Annotated in this window: 17 protein-coding genes; 6 read left to right on the forward strand and 11 right to left on the reverse strand. The window is 72.6% G+C overall.

Annotated features, from left to right (window positions below):
* Both dhaL and dhaK read right to left on the reverse strand, forming a co-directional pair.
* A partial coding sequence (gene dhaL / locus ACFQ3T_RS24345; RefSeq protein ID WP_380726218.1) for a dihydroxyacetone kinase subunit DhaL occupies positions 1-474 on the reverse strand: 474 nt, incomplete at its 3' end.
* On the reverse strand, positions 474-1,475 hold the full coding sequence (dhaK, locus tag ACFQ3T_RS24350; protein ID WP_380726220.1) for a dihydroxyacetone kinase subunit DhaK: 1,002 nt from the start codon (positions 1,473-1,475) through the stop codon (positions 474-476). The genes dhaK and dhaL, both read right to left, overlap by 1 nt.
* 132 nt (positions 1,476-1,607) lie before the next feature.
* Here dhaK and ACFQ3T_RS24355 point away from each other — a divergent pair, with 132 nt between their 5' ends.
* The gene (locus ACFQ3T_RS24355) at positions 1,608-2,627 is read left to right on the forward strand and encodes an ABC transporter substrate-binding protein (protein ID WP_380726222.1); all 1,020 of its coding nucleotides are present in this window, start codon (positions 1,608-1,610) and stop codon (positions 2,625-2,627) included.
* Between the two features lie 111 nt (positions 2,628-2,738).
* On the opposite strand, the gene ACFQ3T_RS24360 is transcribed toward ACFQ3T_RS24355, so the two are convergent.
* The 8 genes from ACFQ3T_RS24360 to nucS form a co-directional block, all read right to left on the reverse strand.
* The gene (locus tag ACFQ3T_RS24360) at positions 2,739-4,244 is read right to left on the reverse strand and encodes an aldehyde dehydrogenase family protein (RefSeq protein ID WP_380726224.1); all 1,506 of its coding nucleotides are present in this window, start codon (positions 4,242-4,244) and stop codon (positions 2,739-2,741) included.
* Between the two features lie 76 nt (positions 4,245-4,320).
* A complete protein-coding gene (locus ACFQ3T_RS24365; RefSeq protein WP_380726226.1) occupies positions 4,321-5,319 on the reverse strand; it encodes a DUF3558 domain-containing protein in 999 nt (332 codons plus the stop codon).
* Between the two features lie 205 nt (positions 5,320-5,524).
* Positions 5,525-5,818: a hypothetical protein gene (locus ACFQ3T_RS24370; protein WP_380726228.1), complete on the reverse strand. Its 294-nt coding sequence runs from the start codon at positions 5,816-5,818 to the stop codon at positions 5,525-5,527.
* 17 nt (positions 5,819-5,835) lie between these two features.
* Positions 5,836-7,521 carry a sodium:solute symporter family protein gene (locus tag ACFQ3T_RS24375; RefSeq protein WP_380726230.1) on the reverse strand — a complete coding sequence of 562 codons (1,686 nt, stop codon included), beginning with the start codon at positions 7,519-7,521 and terminating at the stop codon, positions 5,836-5,838.
* 140 nt (positions 7,522-7,661) lie between these two features.
* Positions 7,662-8,066 carry a hypothetical protein gene (locus ACFQ3T_RS24380; RefSeq protein ID WP_380726232.1) on the reverse strand — a complete coding sequence of 135 codons (405 nt, stop codon included), beginning with the start codon at positions 8,064-8,066 and terminating at the stop codon, positions 7,662-7,664.
* A 93-nt stretch (positions 8,067-8,159) separates the two neighbouring features.
* Entirely contained in the window at positions 8,160-10,304 is a 2,145-nt protein-coding gene (locus ACFQ3T_RS24385; protein ID WP_380726234.1) for an ATP-binding protein, read from the reverse strand.
* Positions 10,305-10,308: 4 nt separating this feature from the next.
* Positions 10,309-12,360, reverse strand: a complete 2,052-nt coding sequence (locus ACFQ3T_RS24390) for a TIR domain-containing protein (RefSeq protein WP_380726236.1) — start codon at positions 12,358-12,360, stop codon at positions 10,309-10,311.
* Positions 12,361-12,475: 115 nt separating this feature from the next.
* Positions 12,476-13,135: an endonuclease NucS gene (gene nucS, locus ACFQ3T_RS24395; protein WP_380726238.1), complete on the reverse strand. Its 660-nt coding sequence runs from the start codon at positions 13,133-13,135 to the stop codon at positions 12,476-12,478.
* A 56-nt stretch (positions 13,136-13,191) separates the two neighbouring features.
* Here nucS and ACFQ3T_RS24400 point away from each other — a divergent pair, with 56 nt between their 5' ends.
* The 4 genes from ACFQ3T_RS24400 to ACFQ3T_RS24415 all read left to right on the forward strand — a co-directional run bounded on the left by ACFQ3T_RS24400 (position 13,192) and on the right by ACFQ3T_RS24415 (position 16,060).
* Entirely contained in the window at positions 13,192-14,589 is a 1,398-nt protein-coding gene (locus ACFQ3T_RS24400) for an amino acid permease (protein WP_380726240.1), read from the forward strand.
* A gap of 2 nt (positions 14,590-14,591) precedes the next feature.
* Positions 14,592-15,128, forward strand: coding sequence for an NUDIX domain-containing protein (locus ACFQ3T_RS24405; RefSeq protein ID WP_380726242.1), 537 nt, complete (start codon positions 14,592-14,594; stop codon positions 15,126-15,128).
* Positions 15,129-15,347: 219 nt separating this feature from the next.
* Entirely contained in the window at positions 15,348-15,644 is a 297-nt protein-coding gene (locus tag ACFQ3T_RS24410) for a GNAT family N-acetyltransferase (protein WP_380726244.1), read from the forward strand.
* A 65-nt stretch (positions 15,645-15,709) separates the two neighbouring features.
* Positions 15,710-16,060 carry a DoxX family protein gene (locus ACFQ3T_RS24415; RefSeq protein ID WP_380726246.1) on the forward strand — a complete coding sequence of 117 codons (351 nt, stop codon included), beginning with the start codon at positions 15,710-15,712 and terminating at the stop codon, positions 16,058-16,060.
* Here ACFQ3T_RS24415 and ACFQ3T_RS24420 read toward each other — a convergent pair.
* Complete coding sequence (locus ACFQ3T_RS24420) at positions 16,057-16,830, reverse strand: enoyl-CoA hydratase-related protein (protein WP_380726248.1); 774 nt, start codon at positions 16,828-16,830, stop codon at positions 16,057-16,059. The genes ACFQ3T_RS24415 and ACFQ3T_RS24420 overlap by 4 nt on opposite strands.
* 100 nt (positions 16,831-16,930) lie before the next feature.
* On the opposite strand from ACFQ3T_RS24420, the gene ACFQ3T_RS24425 reads away from it, so the two are divergent.
* The coding region (locus ACFQ3T_RS24425; protein ID WP_380726250.1) for a DUF1028 domain-containing protein at positions 16,931-17,173 on the forward strand (243 nt) is incomplete at its 3' end.

A 17,173-nucleotide genomic window follows, 5' to 3' on the forward strand; every position in this document is an offset into this window, starting at 1 on the left:
CGCCGCGCGCAGCACGTCGGCCACCCCCGCGCCGCTCGCCGCCGCGGACTCCGCCGCCGCCCCGGCGGGCGTGAGGGCGTCCACCATCGTCTTGTCCCCCACCTCGGCCTTGCCCCGCGCCACCACGCCCTCCAACGCCGCGCGCAACGCCGCCGCGACCGCCGGGCCGTCGATCGCCGCCGCGTCGCCGACGGACGTGGCGGCCCGCAGGAACGCCGTGCCGTACAGCGGGCCGGCCGCGCCGCCGACGGTGGAGATCAGGGTCGTGGCCGCCAGCCGCAGCACCGCGCCGGGCGACGCGGGCACGTCACCGTCCAGCTTGGCCGCCAGCGCGGTGAACCCGCGGGTCATGTTCTCGCCGTGGTCGCCGTCGCCGATCTCGCGGTCCAGCCGGATCAGCTCGTCGCGGTGCTCCGCCACGACCACCGCCACCGCGCGCATCGCGCTCGCCACCGTCGTTGCCGTGCACCCCATCAGACGCCCCACCGCAGCGCCGGGGTGTGCACGGGCGCGTCCCACAGCTCCACCATCTCGTCGTCCAGCTTGAGCAGTGTCAGGCTCATCCCCTGCATCTCCAGACTCGTGACGTACGGACCGACCAGCCGCCGTTCCACCGTGATCCCCCGTTCGGCGAGGAGCCGTTCCGCGATCCCGTGCGCCAGGTACAGCTCGATCAGCGGCGTGCCACCCATCGAGTTCGTGAACAGCAGCACCCGGTCGCCCTCGCCGAACGGCAAATCTTCGAGGATCGGGTCCAGCAGCGCGGGCACCAGCGCCTCGGCCGACTCGACCTTCACCCGCCGCCGGCCGGGCTCGCCGTGGATGCCGATGCCCAGTTCCATCTCGTCGTCGGCGAGGGTGAACGACGGCTCGCCGGCGTGCGGCACGGTGCACGCGGTCAGCGCCAACCCCATCGACCTGACCTGCGCGACCACCCGTCGCGCCAACGCCTCGCAGCCGTCGAGGTCGACCCCGCGCTCGGCGGCGGCGCCGACGATCTTCTCCAGCAGCACGGTCCCGCCGACGCCGCGCCGGCCCGCCGTGTACAGCGAGTCCTTCACGGCGACGTCGTCGTCGATCACGACCGTGCGCACGTCCACGCCGTCGGCGGCGGCGAGTTCGGCCGCGGTCTCGAAGTTCAGCACGTCACCGGTGTAGTTCTTCACGACCAGCAGCGCGCCCGCGCCGCCGTCGGTGCGGGTGACGGCCGCCGCGACCTGGTCGGGCGTCGGCGAGGTGAACACCGCGCCGGGACAGGCCGCGTCGAGCATCCCCCGGCCGACGAACCCGCCGTGCAGCGGCTCGTGCCCGGACCCGCCACCCGAGATCACGGCCACCTTGCGGGACACCGGGGCGTCCGCCCGCACCACCAGCGCCGGGTCGTACTGGACGTCCAGCAGGTCGGCGTGGGCGAGCGCCATGCCGCGCAGCGCGTCCACCACCACCGTCGCCGGATCGTTGATGATCTTCTTCACGGGTGACCTCCCGATCGACGCTGATCACCCCATTACTACTCCACCGCACGCGTGCCGGAAAGCGGAAGCTACGGTGAGGCAATCCTAAGAACAGCAGGTCAGTGACCTGGAGTAGCGGAGGAATCCCCTAGCGTGGCAACCGCCGAAGTGTCGAGAACCCGGATCGCGGCCCTGCTCGTCGCCGCACTCACCCTCAGCGCGTGCGGCCAGGCCGACACGCCGACCGACAAGCCCGCCGTGGCCCAGGGCGGAGCGGAGTTCGGCCAGGCGGGCGAGAAGAGCGCCGGTTTCGGCACCGACGCCCAGCCCGGCCGGTTCCCCCGCACGATCAAGCACGCGATGGGCGAGACGGTGATCGAGAAGCGCCCGGAGCGCGTGGTCGTCCTCGACGGCGGCGAGCTGGACAACGTGGTCGCGCTCGGCATCGAACCGGTCGGCGTCGCCTACCCGGACGGCGCGCCCACGATGCCGACCTACGTCGGCGACAAGGCGGGCTCGCCCGAGAACGTCGGCGGCATCACCAGCCTCAACCTGGAGACGATCGCCAAGCTCCAGCCGGACCTGATCATCGGCTCACAGCTGCGCGCCGAGCAGCAGTACCCGAAGCTGTCGGAGATCGCGCCGACCGTGTTCGCGGCACGCCCCGGCTACACGTGGAAGGAGAACTTCCGGCTCAACGCGGCGGCGCTCGACAAGGTCGAGGAGGCGGAGAAGCTGCTCTCCGACTACGAGGCGCGCGCCAAGCGGGTCGGTGAGGCACTGGAGAGCAAGCTGGGCAAGCGGCCGACCGTGACCATGCTGCGGTTCATGCCCGGCAAGATCAGGCTGTACGCCAGGAAGTCGTTCATCGGCACCATCCTCGTCGACGCGGGCATCCCCCAGCCGCCGGTGAGCCAGGTGGACGACCTCGCGGTGGAGGTCAGCACCGAGGAGATCGGCAAGGCCGACGCCGACTGGATCCTCATCGGCACGTACGGCGACCAGGGCAAGACCGCGCAGCAGCAGGTCCTGGGCGGCCCGCTGTGGCAGACGCTCGGCGCCGTGAAGGCCGGGCACGCCAAGCCGGTGGCCGACGAGACGTGGTTCCTCGGCCTCGGCGTCCTCGCCGCCGACGAGGTGCTGACCGACCTCGAGAAGATCGTGACGAGCTGACGGCATGACCGTCGACCCGGATCCGGACGGGTCCGGGTCGGCGGCCGGCGGCCCTGGCCGGCCCGCCTGCGCCCCGTCGCCGGACCGCTCGGCTCGCCGCGCGCGGCCGACCTAGCGGCCGTAGAGCACGCGGACCAGGCGGAGGACGTGGCGGATCGTGCGGGAACCCCGGTCGTAGGTCATCGGGTTGAGCAGCGCGCCGAACCGCTTGCGCGTCACGGCGTGGGCGTAGGTGAACTCGCGGAGGCCGTCCTCGCCGTGGATGCGGCCGAACCCGGAGTCGCCGACACCGCCGAACGGCAGGCCCGGCACGGACGCGTAGGCCAGCACCGAGTTGATCGACACCATCCCGCAGCGCAGCTTGTCCGCCAGCTCCTCGCCCCGGTTGCGCGAGTACACCGTCGCGCCGAGCCCGTACCTGAGCGAGTTGGCCCGCCGCACGGCCTCGTCGGCGTCCGCGACCCGGCTGACGACCAGCGTCGGCCCGAACGTCTCCTCGGTCACCGCGGTCGAGTCCTCCGGCACGTCCACCAGCACCACCGGCTCGACGTACGGCGGCCGGATCGACTCCAGCCCGCCCACGACCGCCCGGCCGCCCCGCTCCAACGCGTCGGCGACGTGCGACTGGATGATCTCCACCTGCTTCGGCATGGTGATCGGCCCGAAGTCGGCCCCCGGCTCGCCGCCGGGCCGCAGCTTCGACGCCTTCGCCGTCACCAGCGCGATGAACTCGTCGTAGACGGCGTCGGCCACGTACACCCGCTCCACGCCCGCGCACGTCTGGCCGGAGTTGAAGATCCCGCCCCACACCGCGCCGTCGGCCGCCGCCTTCACGTCGGCGTCCTCGGCCACGATCAGCGGGTCCTTGCCGCCGCACTCCACGAGCACCGGCGTCAACGACGTGGCACACGCGGCCATGACCTTCTTGCCGGTCGGGGTGGAGCCGGTGAACGCCAGCTTGTCCACGCCTGCCGCGCACAGCGCCGCCCCGGTCTCGCCGAACCCGGTCACCACCTGGAACACCGGGAACTCCGGCACGACCTCGGCGAACGTCGACGCCAGGAACACGCCGACGCCCGGCGTGAACTCGGAGGGCTTGAACACCACCGCGTTGCCCGCGGCCAGCGCGTAGGCGATGGAGCCCATCGGCGTGAACGCCGGGTAGTTCCACGGCCCGATCACGCCGACCACGCCCAGCGGCCGGTACTCCAGCGACGCCGCGTGGTTGTACATGAGCATGCCGGGCGCGACCTTGCGCTTGCCCAGCACCTTCGGCGCGTGCTTGGCGGCCCAGTGCAGGTGGTCGATGACCAGGGCCAGCTCGGTCCGCGCGTCGTCGGCGGACTTGCCGGTCTCCGCGCTGATCAGCGCCTGCGCCTCGTCCAGCCGCTTGACCAGGAGCTTGCGCCAGGCGTCCAGCCGGGCCCGCCGGCCGTCGAAGCCCAGCCCGGACCAGAACACCGACGCGTCCCGCGCCACCCGCACGGCCTCGCGCACGTCGTCCTCGGTCGCCACGGGGTGGTGGGCGATGACCTCACCGGTGCGCGGGTCGAGGGACGCGAACCTCCGCTGCTCGTCGTCGGCCCGCGGGGAGGTGGTGGGAGCGGTCTGCGTCATCGGGCCCTCCAAGCACAAGCACAACGCGGGTGTTACCGGACAGTAACGGGTAACACGGGGTGATGTCAGCCCCCGTTCAGCTCTTCGGGATCTTCCCGATCACCGCCTTGGCGAAGGCCACCGCGGCGGCGCAGCGGTCGAACTCCGCGGTCTTAGGGCCGGCCGACTTCACCTCGACGACCTCGCCCTCGTTGTCGTTGCCCTCCAACTGCACCCACTTGACCTCGCACGACGGGAACGCCGTGCTGCGGGACACCTGGTAGCCGGTGATCCCGCCGCCCAGGTCGACCTCGGTCTGCTTGTCGTCGAAGTCCCGGTCGTCGGGGATGAACGTCTCGCGGAAGTCCAGCGTGATCTCCTTGTCGTCACCCAACCAGGAGCACGTGTGCAGGCCGTACGGATACGCACGGTAACCGGGACCGGCGGCCGCGTCGACCGTCGCCTGGTCCGGCAGCGCGCACGGGTCGAGCGTGACGAGCGAGCCCTTGGCGGGCCGGAAGATGCCCTTGCCGTCCTTGATCTGCGCGACCACCGACTCGGCCATCTCGCGGCCGGGCGCGCACGCGTCGCCGTGCTCGTAGCCGATCTGCACGGTGATCCCGAGGCCCGGCTTCTCCTGGGTGATCACCGAGACGAAGCACGCGCTGTCCTCCAGCGTCTGCTCGTGGGCGCGCAGGCCGCCGATCTGCTTGTCGGCCTCCTTGAGCTCGGACGTCATGGTCTGGCCGATCTCGACCGTGACCGCGAGGTCCTTGCCGTCCTTGTCCTCCATGAAGTTGGAGCACCGGCTGAAGCCGCTGCGCGACCGGTCGCCCGGCGTGCCGAACCGCTTCAGGACGTCCTCGTCCAGCAGTTCGCACGGGTCGGTCACGCGGATGCGGTCGGGCGCGAACGCCGGGTCCACCGGCTGCCCGTCCGGCACCGGGGTGTCCTCGGACGGGTCGGCGACGTTCTCCGCGTTCGCCGGGATCGTGGTGCGCGGGAACCTCTGCTTGGCGAGGTCCGGGCCGACACAGCCGGCCAGCAGCAGGGCCAGGCTGAGGATCGCGCTCGGGACGGCGACGAGACGGGGCACGACGTGCACGGTAGCGACCGATTCGGCCATTCGTGTGGGGAACCCTGTGTTGGTCCTCACGAGAGCCCTCGGGAACGATTCAGAACATCGACGCGCTGAACCTGGTGACCCGATGACAACGAGAGGAGCAGCACCCCATGCGCGACCGCATCCGACGCGTCGTCCGACGGATCGACACGTGGACCATCGAGGCGTTCAACCCGGTCTACCCCCGGCGCTGAGCGCCCCCGTCCACGTCACCGTCCCCGCGCACGTCGACACCGGGGTCGGCGCCGGGGTCCGGCACGATGACGGGCCGCAGCACCGCCCACGCGCCGAACACCGCGGACAGGGCGATCATGCCGATCCCGGACCACAGGTTGATGTTGAGCCCGTCCGCCTTCGCGAGGTCGGACTCGTCGGTGAAGCCGAGCCCGACCACCAGCAGCACCACGCCGTAGACGGCGAAGAGCACCGCGATCACCAGTCGCAGGTCGAACAGACCGGCCTTGTGCGCCATGACGACCCACCCCTCCCTCAGGCGAAGATGATGTTGAGCACGACGGTGAGCGCCAGCACGCCGACGCCCAGCAGCACCGGCGACCGGTACCACCCGGCGTCCTCGCCCGTCGTGGAGTGCCGGCGGTCCTCCTTGGGCGTCAGGCTGTAGACCAGCCCGACCAGCCGTTCCTCCGGCACCGGCCGGGTGAACGTCGTGACCACCACGCTGACCACGATGTCGACGGCGAACGCCACGCCCGCGCCGAGGAAGCTCGCGCCCTGGCCCGGCAGGTCGAGCACCCCGGTCTCGGCGAGCACGAACACCGCGACCGCGCCGAGCGTGCCCGCCACCAGGCCCGCCCAGCCCGCCGCCGCGGACATCCGCTTCCAGAACATCGCCAGGATGAACGTGGCGAACAGCGGCGCGTTGAAGAACGAGAACAGCGCCTGGATGTAGTCCATGATGTTGCCGTAGCCGGCGGCGAGGAACGCGGTGCCGATGGCGACCAGCGTGCCGCCGATCGTGGCGAGCCTGCCGACGCGCAGGTAGTACTCGTCCGGGCGGTCCTTGACGACGTAGTCCTGCCAGAGGTCGTAGGTGAAGACCGTGTTGAAGCTCGACACGTTCGCCGCGACGCCCGCCATGAACGACGCCAGCAGGCCCGTGATCGCGATGCCCAGCATGCCGTTGGGCAGCAGGTCGCCGATCAGCGCGGGCAGCGCGTTGTTGTAGACGACGCCGGAGTTCGCGTCACCGGCCTTGAGCGCCGCCATCTCCGGCACGACCAGCGCGGCGATGATGCCGGGGATGATGATCACGAACGGGATCAGCACCTTGGGGTAGGCGCCGATGATCGGCGTGCGCCGCGCGGCCGACATGCTCTTGGCCGACAGCGCGCGCTGCACCTCGGCGAAGTTCGTCGTCCAGTAGCCGAACGACAGCACGAACCCGAGGCCGAACACGATGCCGATGACGCTCAGCACCGGGTTCTGGATGCCGGTCAGCTCGGTCGCCGGCCAGGACGACAGCTGCTCGGCCCCGCCCGGTCCGCCGGTGACCTTCTCGACCAGGCCGTCCCAGCCGCCGACCTTGTGCAGGCCGACGATCGTCAGCGGCAGCAGCGCGGCGATGATCACGAAGAACTGGAGCACCTCGTTGTAGATGGCCGCGGACAGGCCGCCCAGCGCGGTGTAGGTGAGCACGATCGCCGCGGCGATGACCACCGACAGCGGGATCGGCCAGCCGAGCATGAGGTTCAGCAGGAACGCCAGCGCGTACAGGTTCACGCCCGCGATCAGCACCTGGGCGGCGGCGAAGCTGATCGCGTTGACCAGGTGCGCGCCCTTGCCGAAGCGGCGGCGCAGGAACTCGGGGACGCTGCGCACCTTCGAGCCGTAGTAGAACGGCATCATCACCAGGCCGAGGAACACCATGGCCGGGATCGCGCCGATCCAGTAGTAGTGCACGGTCGCCATGCCGTACTGCGCGCCGTTGGCCGCCATGCCGAGCAGTTCGATCGCGCCGAGGTTGGCGGAGATGAACGCGAGGCCGGTGACCCACGCCGGCAGCGAGCGGCCGGAGAGCAGGAAGTCCAGGCTGGACGAGACCGACCGGCGGGCCAGGAAGCCGATGCCGAGCACGAACACGAAGTAGATCGCCAACAGGCCGTAGTCCAACGGACCGGCGTCCAGCTTCAGATCCACCTGGGCCAGCACGGGCACCTTCGCCCACCTCCCTGAGCAACAGCCGCGAACACCACCGCGCACCACCGCACAACCGATCAAGCCGACGGTAGTGCAGGTCGTCACGCTCTGCCGGTTTGAACTACCCAGCGCTAAACCTCAGGTGGGAGTACCAGGCCCTAGCGCGTGAGGACGAACGGCGTCTCGGCGTGGACGGGCCCCGAAGTGGCCCCGACTGTGACCTGCGTGCCGGGGGCGGAGTCGCCGAACGAGTCGGGCACGCGGACCGCCACGTCGGCGAACCGCCCGGCCGCGTCGGCCGTCGTGCCGCCCACCCGGAGGCCGTGGAACGTGAACACCACCCGCCCGTGGGCGGGGTAACCCTGACCGCTGAGCCGCACGTCACCGCCGGCCGGGCCGGCGAGCGGCTGCGCGCCCAGCCGTGCCGCCGGGGTGGGGGCGGCGGTGGAACTCGCCACCGCGGCCGCCGCCAAGGGCGCCACCGGCGGCTCCTGGGCGCACCCCGTGATCGCGAGGGAGGCCAGCAGGACCAGCGCGGGCGGACCGGGTCTTCGTCGACGCACCACGCCTCCCTGTCCCCGTCGACGGGGAGTCAGCGTATAGGCCGGAATCGCCCCTGCCACGCGCCCGAACGGCTTACCGCCGGCCGCCGCGCCTCACGACGGCTCACCGGAACCGCGGGCGGCCGACGACCGCAGCTCCGCGGCGACCTCCTCCGCCCGCGGCGACCCCATCGCGCGGTACAGCTCCAGCGCCGCGTGCCACCGTGCCGCGGCGAGGTCGACCGCGCCCCGGTCCGCCGCCAACCTGCCGAGGAAGCGCAGCGACTCGGCCTCCTCGTACCGGCTCCCGCACGCCCGGCCGGCCTCCAGCGCCTTCAGGTGCTCGTCCTCGGCCCTCTCCGCGTCGCCGCGCCGGGCCGCGATGACCCCGGCGAGGTTGCGCGCCTCGGCGAGGTCCAGCTGCGCGTCCAGCCCGGTGAAGATCCGCATCGCGCGGTCCAGGTCCGCGGCGGCGTCGTCCAGCGCTCCCAGGTCGACGTGCATCTTCGCCCGGCTCCGCCACGCGATCGCGGTGTTGCGGCGAGCGCCGGCCTCGACGTAGAAGTCCAGCGCGGTCGCGTTGAGCCGCAACGCCTCCTCCACGTCGCCGGACCGGCGCAGCAGCACCGCGCGGTTGGCGACCGCGTTGCTCCAGCCGTGCCGGTCGCCGACCTGCTCGAACAGCCGCTGCGCGGTCTCGTACTGGGTCGCGCCCGCACCCGGCTCGCCGCGCTCCACCAGCACCCGTCCCAGGTCGTTGCGGATGCGCGCCTCGGCGTGCCGGTCGCCGAGCCGCAGGCACGCCGCCAGCGCGTGCCGGTGACTGGCCAGCCAGCCGTCCCACTGCTTGGTGAGGAAGAAGTAACCGCGCAACGTGTACGCCAGCTGCCACCGCCTGGTGTCGAGATCGGGACCCTCCCGGCCGTCGGCCACGCCCGACCGGCACAGCGCCACGGCGTCGCGCCAGGTCGCGTGCAGCCACGCCAACGCCGACGCGGGGGTGTCGAACTCCACCGCGTGCTCCGCCGACCCGGCGAGCGGCACCCGGTACCGGTGGGGCGTCACCAGGCGGTCGGCCCGTTCCGCGGTGTGCAGGTAGTGGTCGAGCAGTCGGGTGCGCGCGGCCGCGGCCTCCGCCCGGTCGCCGGCCGCGCACAGCTCGACCGCGTACAGGCGCAGCAGGTCGTGCGTCGAGTACCGGCCCGGCGAGGACTCGGCGACCAGGTGCTTCCCGACCAGGTCGCGCAGCGAGCGCGCCGCCCGTGCCGGCCGCACGCCGCAGAGCGCGGCGAACTGGTGCGCGTCGAAGACGCGACGGGGGTGCACGCCGAGCAGCCGGAACGCGCGAGCGGACGGCTCGGACAAGCGGTGGTAGGACCAGGACAGCACGGGCCGCACCGCCGACCGCGCGTCGTCCCCGACGTCCAGCACGTCGAGCCGTTCGCGCTCGTCGTCCAGCTCCGCCGCCAGTTCCGCCAACGGCGCGTCGGGCCGCGAGAGCGCCAGCCGACCGACTATCCGCAACGCGAGCGGCAGGCCGGCGCAGCGGGTGACCAGGTCGGCGGCCGCCGGGTCGCCGTCCACCCGGTCGCCGAGCACGGCACGCAGCAGGGCGAGCCCGCGCGCCCGGTCGAACACCTCCAACCCGAGCGATTCCGCGTCGTCGTGCACGGAAAGGCCGGGAAGGGCGTCCCGGCTGGTGACGACCACCGGGCACGAGTCGTTGCCCGGCAGCAGCGGGCGCACCTGGTCGGCGCTGACCGCGTTGTCCAGCACGACCAGCACCCGGCGGCCCGCGAGCAGGCTGCGGAAGCACCCGGCCCGCTCGTGGACCGGGCCGGGGACCTCCTGGTCCGCGCCACCGAGCGCGCGCAGGAAGGAACCCAGCACCTCCGCCGGGTCCAGCGGCTCGTCCGGCCCGTACCCGCGCAGGTCGGCGTAGAGCTGCCCGTCCGGGAACGCGTCCGCGCGCGACCACGCCCACTTGACCACCAGCGCGGTCTTGCCCACCCCGCCCGGTCCCGACACGACGGTGACGGGCGCCCGCGCACCCGTCACGGCGTCGTCCAGCCTCCGCCACTCGTCGGTCCGGCCGGTGAACCACCGCGGCGCGGCGGGGAGCTGCCTCGGCGCCGGACGTGCCGGACCCGCGCCGGCGGGCGGTTGCGTCACCTGGATGTGGACGTCACCGCCGATGTGGCCGGCCTGCACCACCGGCCCGGAAGCGCTCGACACCTCGTTGCGGACGTCCCGGTCCACCTGGCTACCGCACCGGTTCGCCGCGTCTGAGCAGCAGGGAGACCAACTTCTCGAAGTCGCCGTCCCGCCGGTAGTGCAGCCGCTTGATGTCACGCGCGAGCGGCGGCAGCGCGTCGTCCTTGTCGTCGTGCTCGTTGAGCATGAGCACCAGGGCCTGCGGCCGGTCCCGCCGCTTGACGTCCAGGTGCAGCGCGTACCCGAACTCGCGCTGGGCCCACTCCGACGCCATGAAGTTCGCGCTCGCGCAGGCCAGCACGTACCGGCTGCTGCGCAGCCCGACCTGGATCTTCTCGGTGATCAGGGTGCCGGGCTCCAGCTCGGTGTCGTCGTACCAGCACCTCACGTCGGCGGCCGTCAACCGGTCCCGGATCTCGCGGACGAGCGGCTCGTCCCGCTTGGTGTGGCACAGGTACACGTCGAACTCGTAGTCGTCCGGCTTGCGGCCGGCGGCGTCGCGCAGCTTCGCCTTCAACGCCGCGCGCTGGGGCACGCTGAGGTCGTTGATGCCGTCGGCCCCGATGTAGAGCACCTTCATCGCCGTGTCGTCGCGCACCACCTCGTACGCCTTGGGGTGCCCGGTGATCAGCTCCGGCAGGTCGACCCAGAGCACCGGGCAGTCGGTGCCGCGCAACGTCACGTTCGGCTCGTCGACCGGTCGCACCACCCCGCTGGTGAGGATGTACAGGCCGTGGTGGTCCGGCACGGACTTCCGCGGCAGCACCACGTCGAGGTCCACCGCGCCCTTGGGCACGGGGATGAGGTGGCTGTGCTCCTCCAGGACGCGCAACGCCTCCCGCCACGCCGCCCTCCGGTCCTCCAGGCTGGCGCCCAGGTCGTCGTCCACCGAGCTCAGCGGACCGGTCCCGTTCGGCCCGACCAGGTACGTGGCGCTCTGCGCGACGTGTTCGAGGACCCGCTCGTTGACGAAGTTCTCCAACAGGTCCACCGCGAGCCTGCCCTGCCTGCTCTGCGCGAGGCGGACCCGGATGTCGTCGTTGTTGAACGACAGCAGGGCGACGTCCGTGAGCGCGACCAGGTCGGCCGTGCGGTTGCGGCCGAGGGCGTAGGCGAGTTCGCCCACGATGTCGCCCACCGTCTGCACGTGCCGCGGTTCCGCCGTGGGCCCGTACCCCTCGTCCTCGAAGTTGTAGACGCCCACCCGCCCGCGCAGGATCAGGAACAGCGAGTCGCCCGGGTCGTCGAACTTGCAGACGATCTCACCGGCCGTGCGCTCGACCAGTTGACCGAGCCGGAGCAGTTCGTTGAGCTGCCCCGGCCGCAGCACCGAGAAGATGCTCTCGCCCTCGGCGTCACCGTCGCCGTCGGTGTCGGCCACGCGCTCCGGTGACGACCTGAGCTTGCCGGTCACCCCGGCCAGGGCGGCGGTGACCTCCTTGTCGTTGGAGTTCACCTGCCAGATGCGCTTGGCGTAGTAGAGGAGCTCCCACCCGTCGGCACGGCCGCGGCTGTCCGTGAACGCGGTGCGGTCGTCCTGCCCGCGACCGCCCCACGCGGACGGCAGGCCCGGGAACGTCATCAGGTACAGCAACCTCGGCGGCAGGTCGCGGTGCGGGAACAGCCGGGCGCGCTCGAAGACGGCGACCGGGCCGATGTCCGCCGCTTCCACCTCGCGGCGGAACTCCTCCGACACCACCACGCCCGCCGACGTCGCCAGGGAGAGCAGCCAGCCCGCGAAGTTCATCGCATCGCCCACCGGCTGGCGCCGGCCGTCCGCGCCGGTGATCTCGCCGACGGCGCCGTGGTGGGCGGTGATGCGGAGCGGCACGCCCGTCGCGAGCGCCCACCGCCTCAGCTCTTCGACCAGGTCGACGGCATCGCGCTGCCAGTCCTCCCGGAAGAAGACGACGTGCCCGCCGTCGCCGCCGGACGACCACGCGACCCCGTCGTGGCCGAGGCGGACCACCCGGGCGCCGACGATCCGGTTGATCTTGCGGACCCGCTCGACCTGCTTGTCCGCGCCCTCGGCGGAATGACCCTCGATGTCGCAGGAGACCACGGCCACCTGCCGGAGCGTTGTCGTCGCGACGTCGGGCACGAGCGCTCCTCCCCGTGCGCGTCCCGCCCACGTGAGCGGGGAGGCGCAAAAGTGCGGAAACACCGTTATGGCGTTCGAACCACATTACCCGCCGACACGCGGGACGGGCACGCGATCAGAACAGGCGGAACTCGTCGGACTCGACGCCGCGCAGCTCGTCGTAGTCCAGGACGACGCAGCGGATGCCCCGGTCCTCGGCGAGGGTCCGCGCCTGCGGCTTGATCTGCTGCGCGGCGAACACGCCCTTCACCGGGGCCAGCAGCGGGTCGCGGTTGAGCAGTTCCAGGTACCTGGTGAGCTGTTCGACGCCGTCGATCTCGCCCCGGCGCTTGATCTCCACGGCGACCGACACGCCCGCCGCGTCGCGGCACATCAGGTCGACCGGGCCGATCGGGGTCGGGAACTCGCGGCGGACGAGGGTCCAGCCCTCGCCGAGCTTGGTGACGTGCTCCGCCAGCAGCTTCTGGAGGTCGGCCTCGACGCCGTCCTTGACCAGGCCGGGCTCCGGGCCCAGCTCGTGCTTCGAGTCGTGCAGCACCTCGGCGAGCGTGATGATCAGCTTCTCGCCGGCCTTGTTCTGCACGACCCACAGGTCGGGGTCCTCGATCAGCCAGCACGGCGGGCTCATCCAGTTCAACGGCTTGTACGCGCGGTCGTCGGAGTGGATCGACACCGAGCCGTCGGCCTTGATCAGCAGCAGCCGCTGCGCCATCGGCAGGTGGGCGGTGAGGCGTCCGACGTAGTCGACCTGGCAGCGAGCGATGACGAGGCGCACGGCGGACAGGCTACGGGGTGCGGGGCCCGATCCACCGGCAGGTACCGTCGGCCGACGTGTCACCGCCGCACCAGCTCCTGCGCACCAAGCCCGTCGAACGGATCGCCGACGAGAGCGCGCGCTCACCGCTGCGCCGCAGCATGGGCCTGCTGCCGCTGGTCTCCCTCTCCGTGGGCGCCACGCTCGGCACGGGCATCTTCGTCGTCCTCGGCCACGCCGCGCCGGTCGCCGGACCCGCGGTCACCGTGTCGTTCGCCGTCGCGGCGCTGGCGGCGCTGTTCTCGGCGCTGTCGTACGCCGAGCTGGCGGGCGCCGTGCCGGTGTCCGGGTCCGCCTACTCGTACACCTACGCCACGTTGGGCGAGCTGGTCGCGTGGGTCTGCGGGTGGTGCCTGCTGCTGGAGTACGGCGTGTCGGTGGCGGCGGTCGCGGTGGGGTGGAGCGGTTACCTGAACGCGTTCCTCGACGCCACGGTCGGGTTCCAGGTGCCCGCCGCGCTGTCCGGCGACGTGGTGAACCTGCCGGCCGCGGTGGTCGTGCTGCTGGCCACGGCCGTGCTGCTGGGCGGTGTGAAGGAGAGCGCCGTCGTCACCACCGTGACCACGCTGCTCAAGGTCGCCGTGCTGGCGTTCTTCGTGGTGGTGGCGGTGTTCGGGTTCCGGAGCGGCAACCTGGCGCCGTTCGCGCCGGCCGGTGTCGCGGGGGTGACGGGCGCGGCGTCGCTGGTGTTCTTCTCCTTCATCGGGTTCGACGCCGCGTCGACGGCCGGCGAGGAGGCGCGCGACCCGCAACGGGACCTGCCGCGGGCGATCGTGATCTCGCTGGCAGTCGTCACGGTGGTGTACGTGCTGGTGGCGTTCACCGCGGTCGGCGCGGTGGGCGTGGACGCGCTCAGCGGGTCGGACGCCTCGCTGGCCACGGTCCTCCGGCAGGTCACCGGGGCGGGGTGGCCGGCGACGGTGCTGTCGGCGGGCGCCGTGATCGCCATCGCGTCCGTGGTGCTGACCGTCCTCTACGGACAGACGCGGGTGCTGGTCGCGATGGCGCGGGACGGCCTGGTGCCCAAGGTGTTCGCGCGGGTCGGCGCGAAGCGGGTGCCGACGGTGAACACGGTGCTGGTGGGCGTGGTCGTCGCGGTGCTCGCCGCGCTGGTGCCGCTCGGGCAGCTGGCCGAGGCGACGAGCATCGGGACGCTGGTGGCGTTCAGCCTGGTCAACGTCGGGGTGCTGGTGCTGCGGCGCACCCGGCCGGACCTGCCGCGCGGTTTCCGCACGCCGGGGGCGCCGGTGGTGCCGCTGCTGGGTCTGGGCATGTGCGTGCTGCTGGTGGCGGGCCTGGCGCCCGCCACGTGGTTGGCCTTCGGCGTGTGGTCGGCCGCGGGCTTGGTGGTGTACTTCGCCTACGGGCGACGCCGATCGGAATTGGCCCGGTCGCGGTTGGCACAGGGAGAGTGACAGTGGAGACCCTCGGATCGCGTGAGGTGTACGCGAACCAGTGGATGGTGGTCCGGGAGGACGCCATCGGGCGGCCGGACGGCACCACCGGGATCTACGGCGTGGTGGACAAGCCGGACTTCGCGCTGGTGATCCCCATGGACGGCGAGCGGCTGCGGCTCGTCGAGCAGTACCGCTACCCGCTCGGCCTGCGGCGCTGGGAGTTCCCGCAGGGCACGGCGCCGGACCGCGCGGAGCTGGACCCGATGGCGCTGGCCGAGCGCGAGCTGCGGGAGGAGACCGGGCTGCGCGCGGGCAAGCTGGTGCAGCTGGGGCTGCTGGACGTCGCGCCGGGCATGTCGAGCCAGCGCGGCCGGGTGTTCCTCGCCACGCAGCTCACGGAGGGCTTCCACGAGCGGGAGCACGAGGAGCAGGACATGCGCTCGGCGTGGTTCCCGCGCGGGGAGTTCGAGGCGATGGTGGCGCGCGGCGACATCACCGACGCCCAGTCGATCGCCGCGTACACCCTGCTCCTGCTGCACGAGCACGCGCAGCCGTGACCGCCGCGATCACTGAGCTGACCTCCGCCGGGGTGCTCGCGAGCGCCGACGGGCTGGCGGACGTGCTGGCGGACGCCGTCGACGGCGGCGCGTCGATCGGTTTCGTCAAGCCGCTGTCGCGGGCGGACGCGGTGGCGTGGTGGCGGGCGCAGGCCGCGCCGGTCGCGAACGGCGTGCTGGCGGTGTGGGCGGCGCTGGAGCGACCGGGTCGTCGGCGCCGTGCAGGTGCGGTTCACCGGCACGGCCAACGGCACGCACCGCGCCGAGGTGGCGAAGCTCGTGGTGCACCGGGACGCGCGCGGCGCGGGCCTGGGCCGCGCGCTGCTGGACGTGGCCGAGCGGGAAGCGGCCCGGCGCGGGGCGACGCTGCTCGTCCTCGACACCCAGACCGGCTCACCCGCCGAGCGCCTCTACCGGCGGGCCGGGTGGACCGAGGTGGGCGTCATCCCGGACTACGCCGCCGACCCGGACCGCGTGCTGCGGCCGACCACCCTGTTCTACAAGCGGGTGGGCTGACCGGTCACCTCCCGGGCGCCCCGGACGTCGAGTGGGCAGGAGCCCCGAGAACGTCCGGAGGAATCATGGTCACCGCGTACGTCGTCGTCACCGCCCTCACGCTGCTGGCCAACGCCGGCATCGCCGTCGCCGACCTGGCACGGGCCCGTTTCGTCCTGGACAACTCGGCCGAGGTCGGCGTGCCGCGGTCGTGGTTGCCCGCCCTGGCCGCGCTGAAGGGCGCCGGGGCGGTCGGGCTCGCGCTCGGCCTCCTCGGCGCGCACCTCCTCGGCGTCGCGGCGGCGGCCGGGCTGGTGGCGTTCTACGTGGGCGCGATCGCGGCCCACGCCCGGGCGCGGGTCTGGCACAACATCGCGTTCCCGGGCGCGTTCCTCGCCCTGGCGGTCGCCTCGCTGGCGCTCGCGCTCGCGCGCTAGTCCGTCCAGACCGGCGGGCGCTTCTCCAGGAACGACGACATGCCCTCCTTGGCGGCCGGCGTCTGGGACGCGGCGGCCATCACCTCGACGGCGATCGCGTACGCGTCCGCCTCCGGCCGGTCCAGCTGGGCGTAGATCGTCTGCTTGCCCAACGCCTTGCTGGCCCGGCTGCCCCTGGTGGCGCGGCGCATCAGGTCGTCGACCGCGTCGTCCAGCTCGGCCTGCGGGACGACCCGGTTCACCAGGCCCCACTGCTCGGCGGTCCGGGCGTCCACCGGGTCGCCGGTCAGCGCCAGTTCCATCAGCCGCTTGCGCCCGATCGCGCGCGCCACCGGCACGGCCGGGGTGTGGCAGAACCAACCGCCCTTGCCACCGGGCAGGGCGAACCCGGCCTCCTCGGCCGCCACCGCCAGGTCGCACGACGCCACGAGCTGGCACCCGGCGGCCGTGGCCAGCCCGTGCACCCTGGCGATCACCACCTGCGGCACGGACTCGATCGTCCGCATGAGGTCCGTGCAGAGGGTCAGCATCTCACGCACGCCCTCCAGGTCGCGCGCCGCCACGTCGGCGAAGTCGTGCCCGGCGGAGAACACCGGCCCCTCGCCCGCCAGCACCACACCCACCGCGTCCGACGCGGCGACCTCGCGGAACGCGGTCAGCAGCTCCGCCAGGTGCTCGGCGGACAGCGAGTTGCGCCGTGCGGCGCGGTCCATGGTGATGCGGACGACGTCGTCCGCGCGCTCGACCCGGATGTGCTGGTATTCGGCCATGTTGCGACCGTAACCGCCCGTGCGACCGGCCGCCGGCCGCCGACGTCATCGGTCGGAAAACGGTTGCGGCGCTGTCCGCGGCCTCTCCACGATGCCGACCATGACGTACTCGATCGTGGCGCGCGACGCGGTGACGGGCTGCCTCGGCGTGGCCGTGCAGAGCGGCGTGCTCGCCGTCGGCACCAGGGTTCCGGACGTCCGGGCCGGGGTCGGCGCGGTGGTCGTGCAGGCCGGGTCCGAGCCGCCGTGGCGGTCGGTGCTGCTGGACCTCATGGCGAACGGGATGACCGCGGAGCAGGCGGTCGCCGCGCTGGCCACGCTGCCCGGCGCGGCGGAGGCCCAG

The organism is Saccharothrix hoggarensis (assembly GCF_042678885.1).
Taxonomy (GTDB): domain Bacteria; phylum Actinomycetota; class Actinomycetes; order Mycobacteriales; family Pseudonocardiaceae; genus Actinosynnema; species Actinosynnema hoggarensis.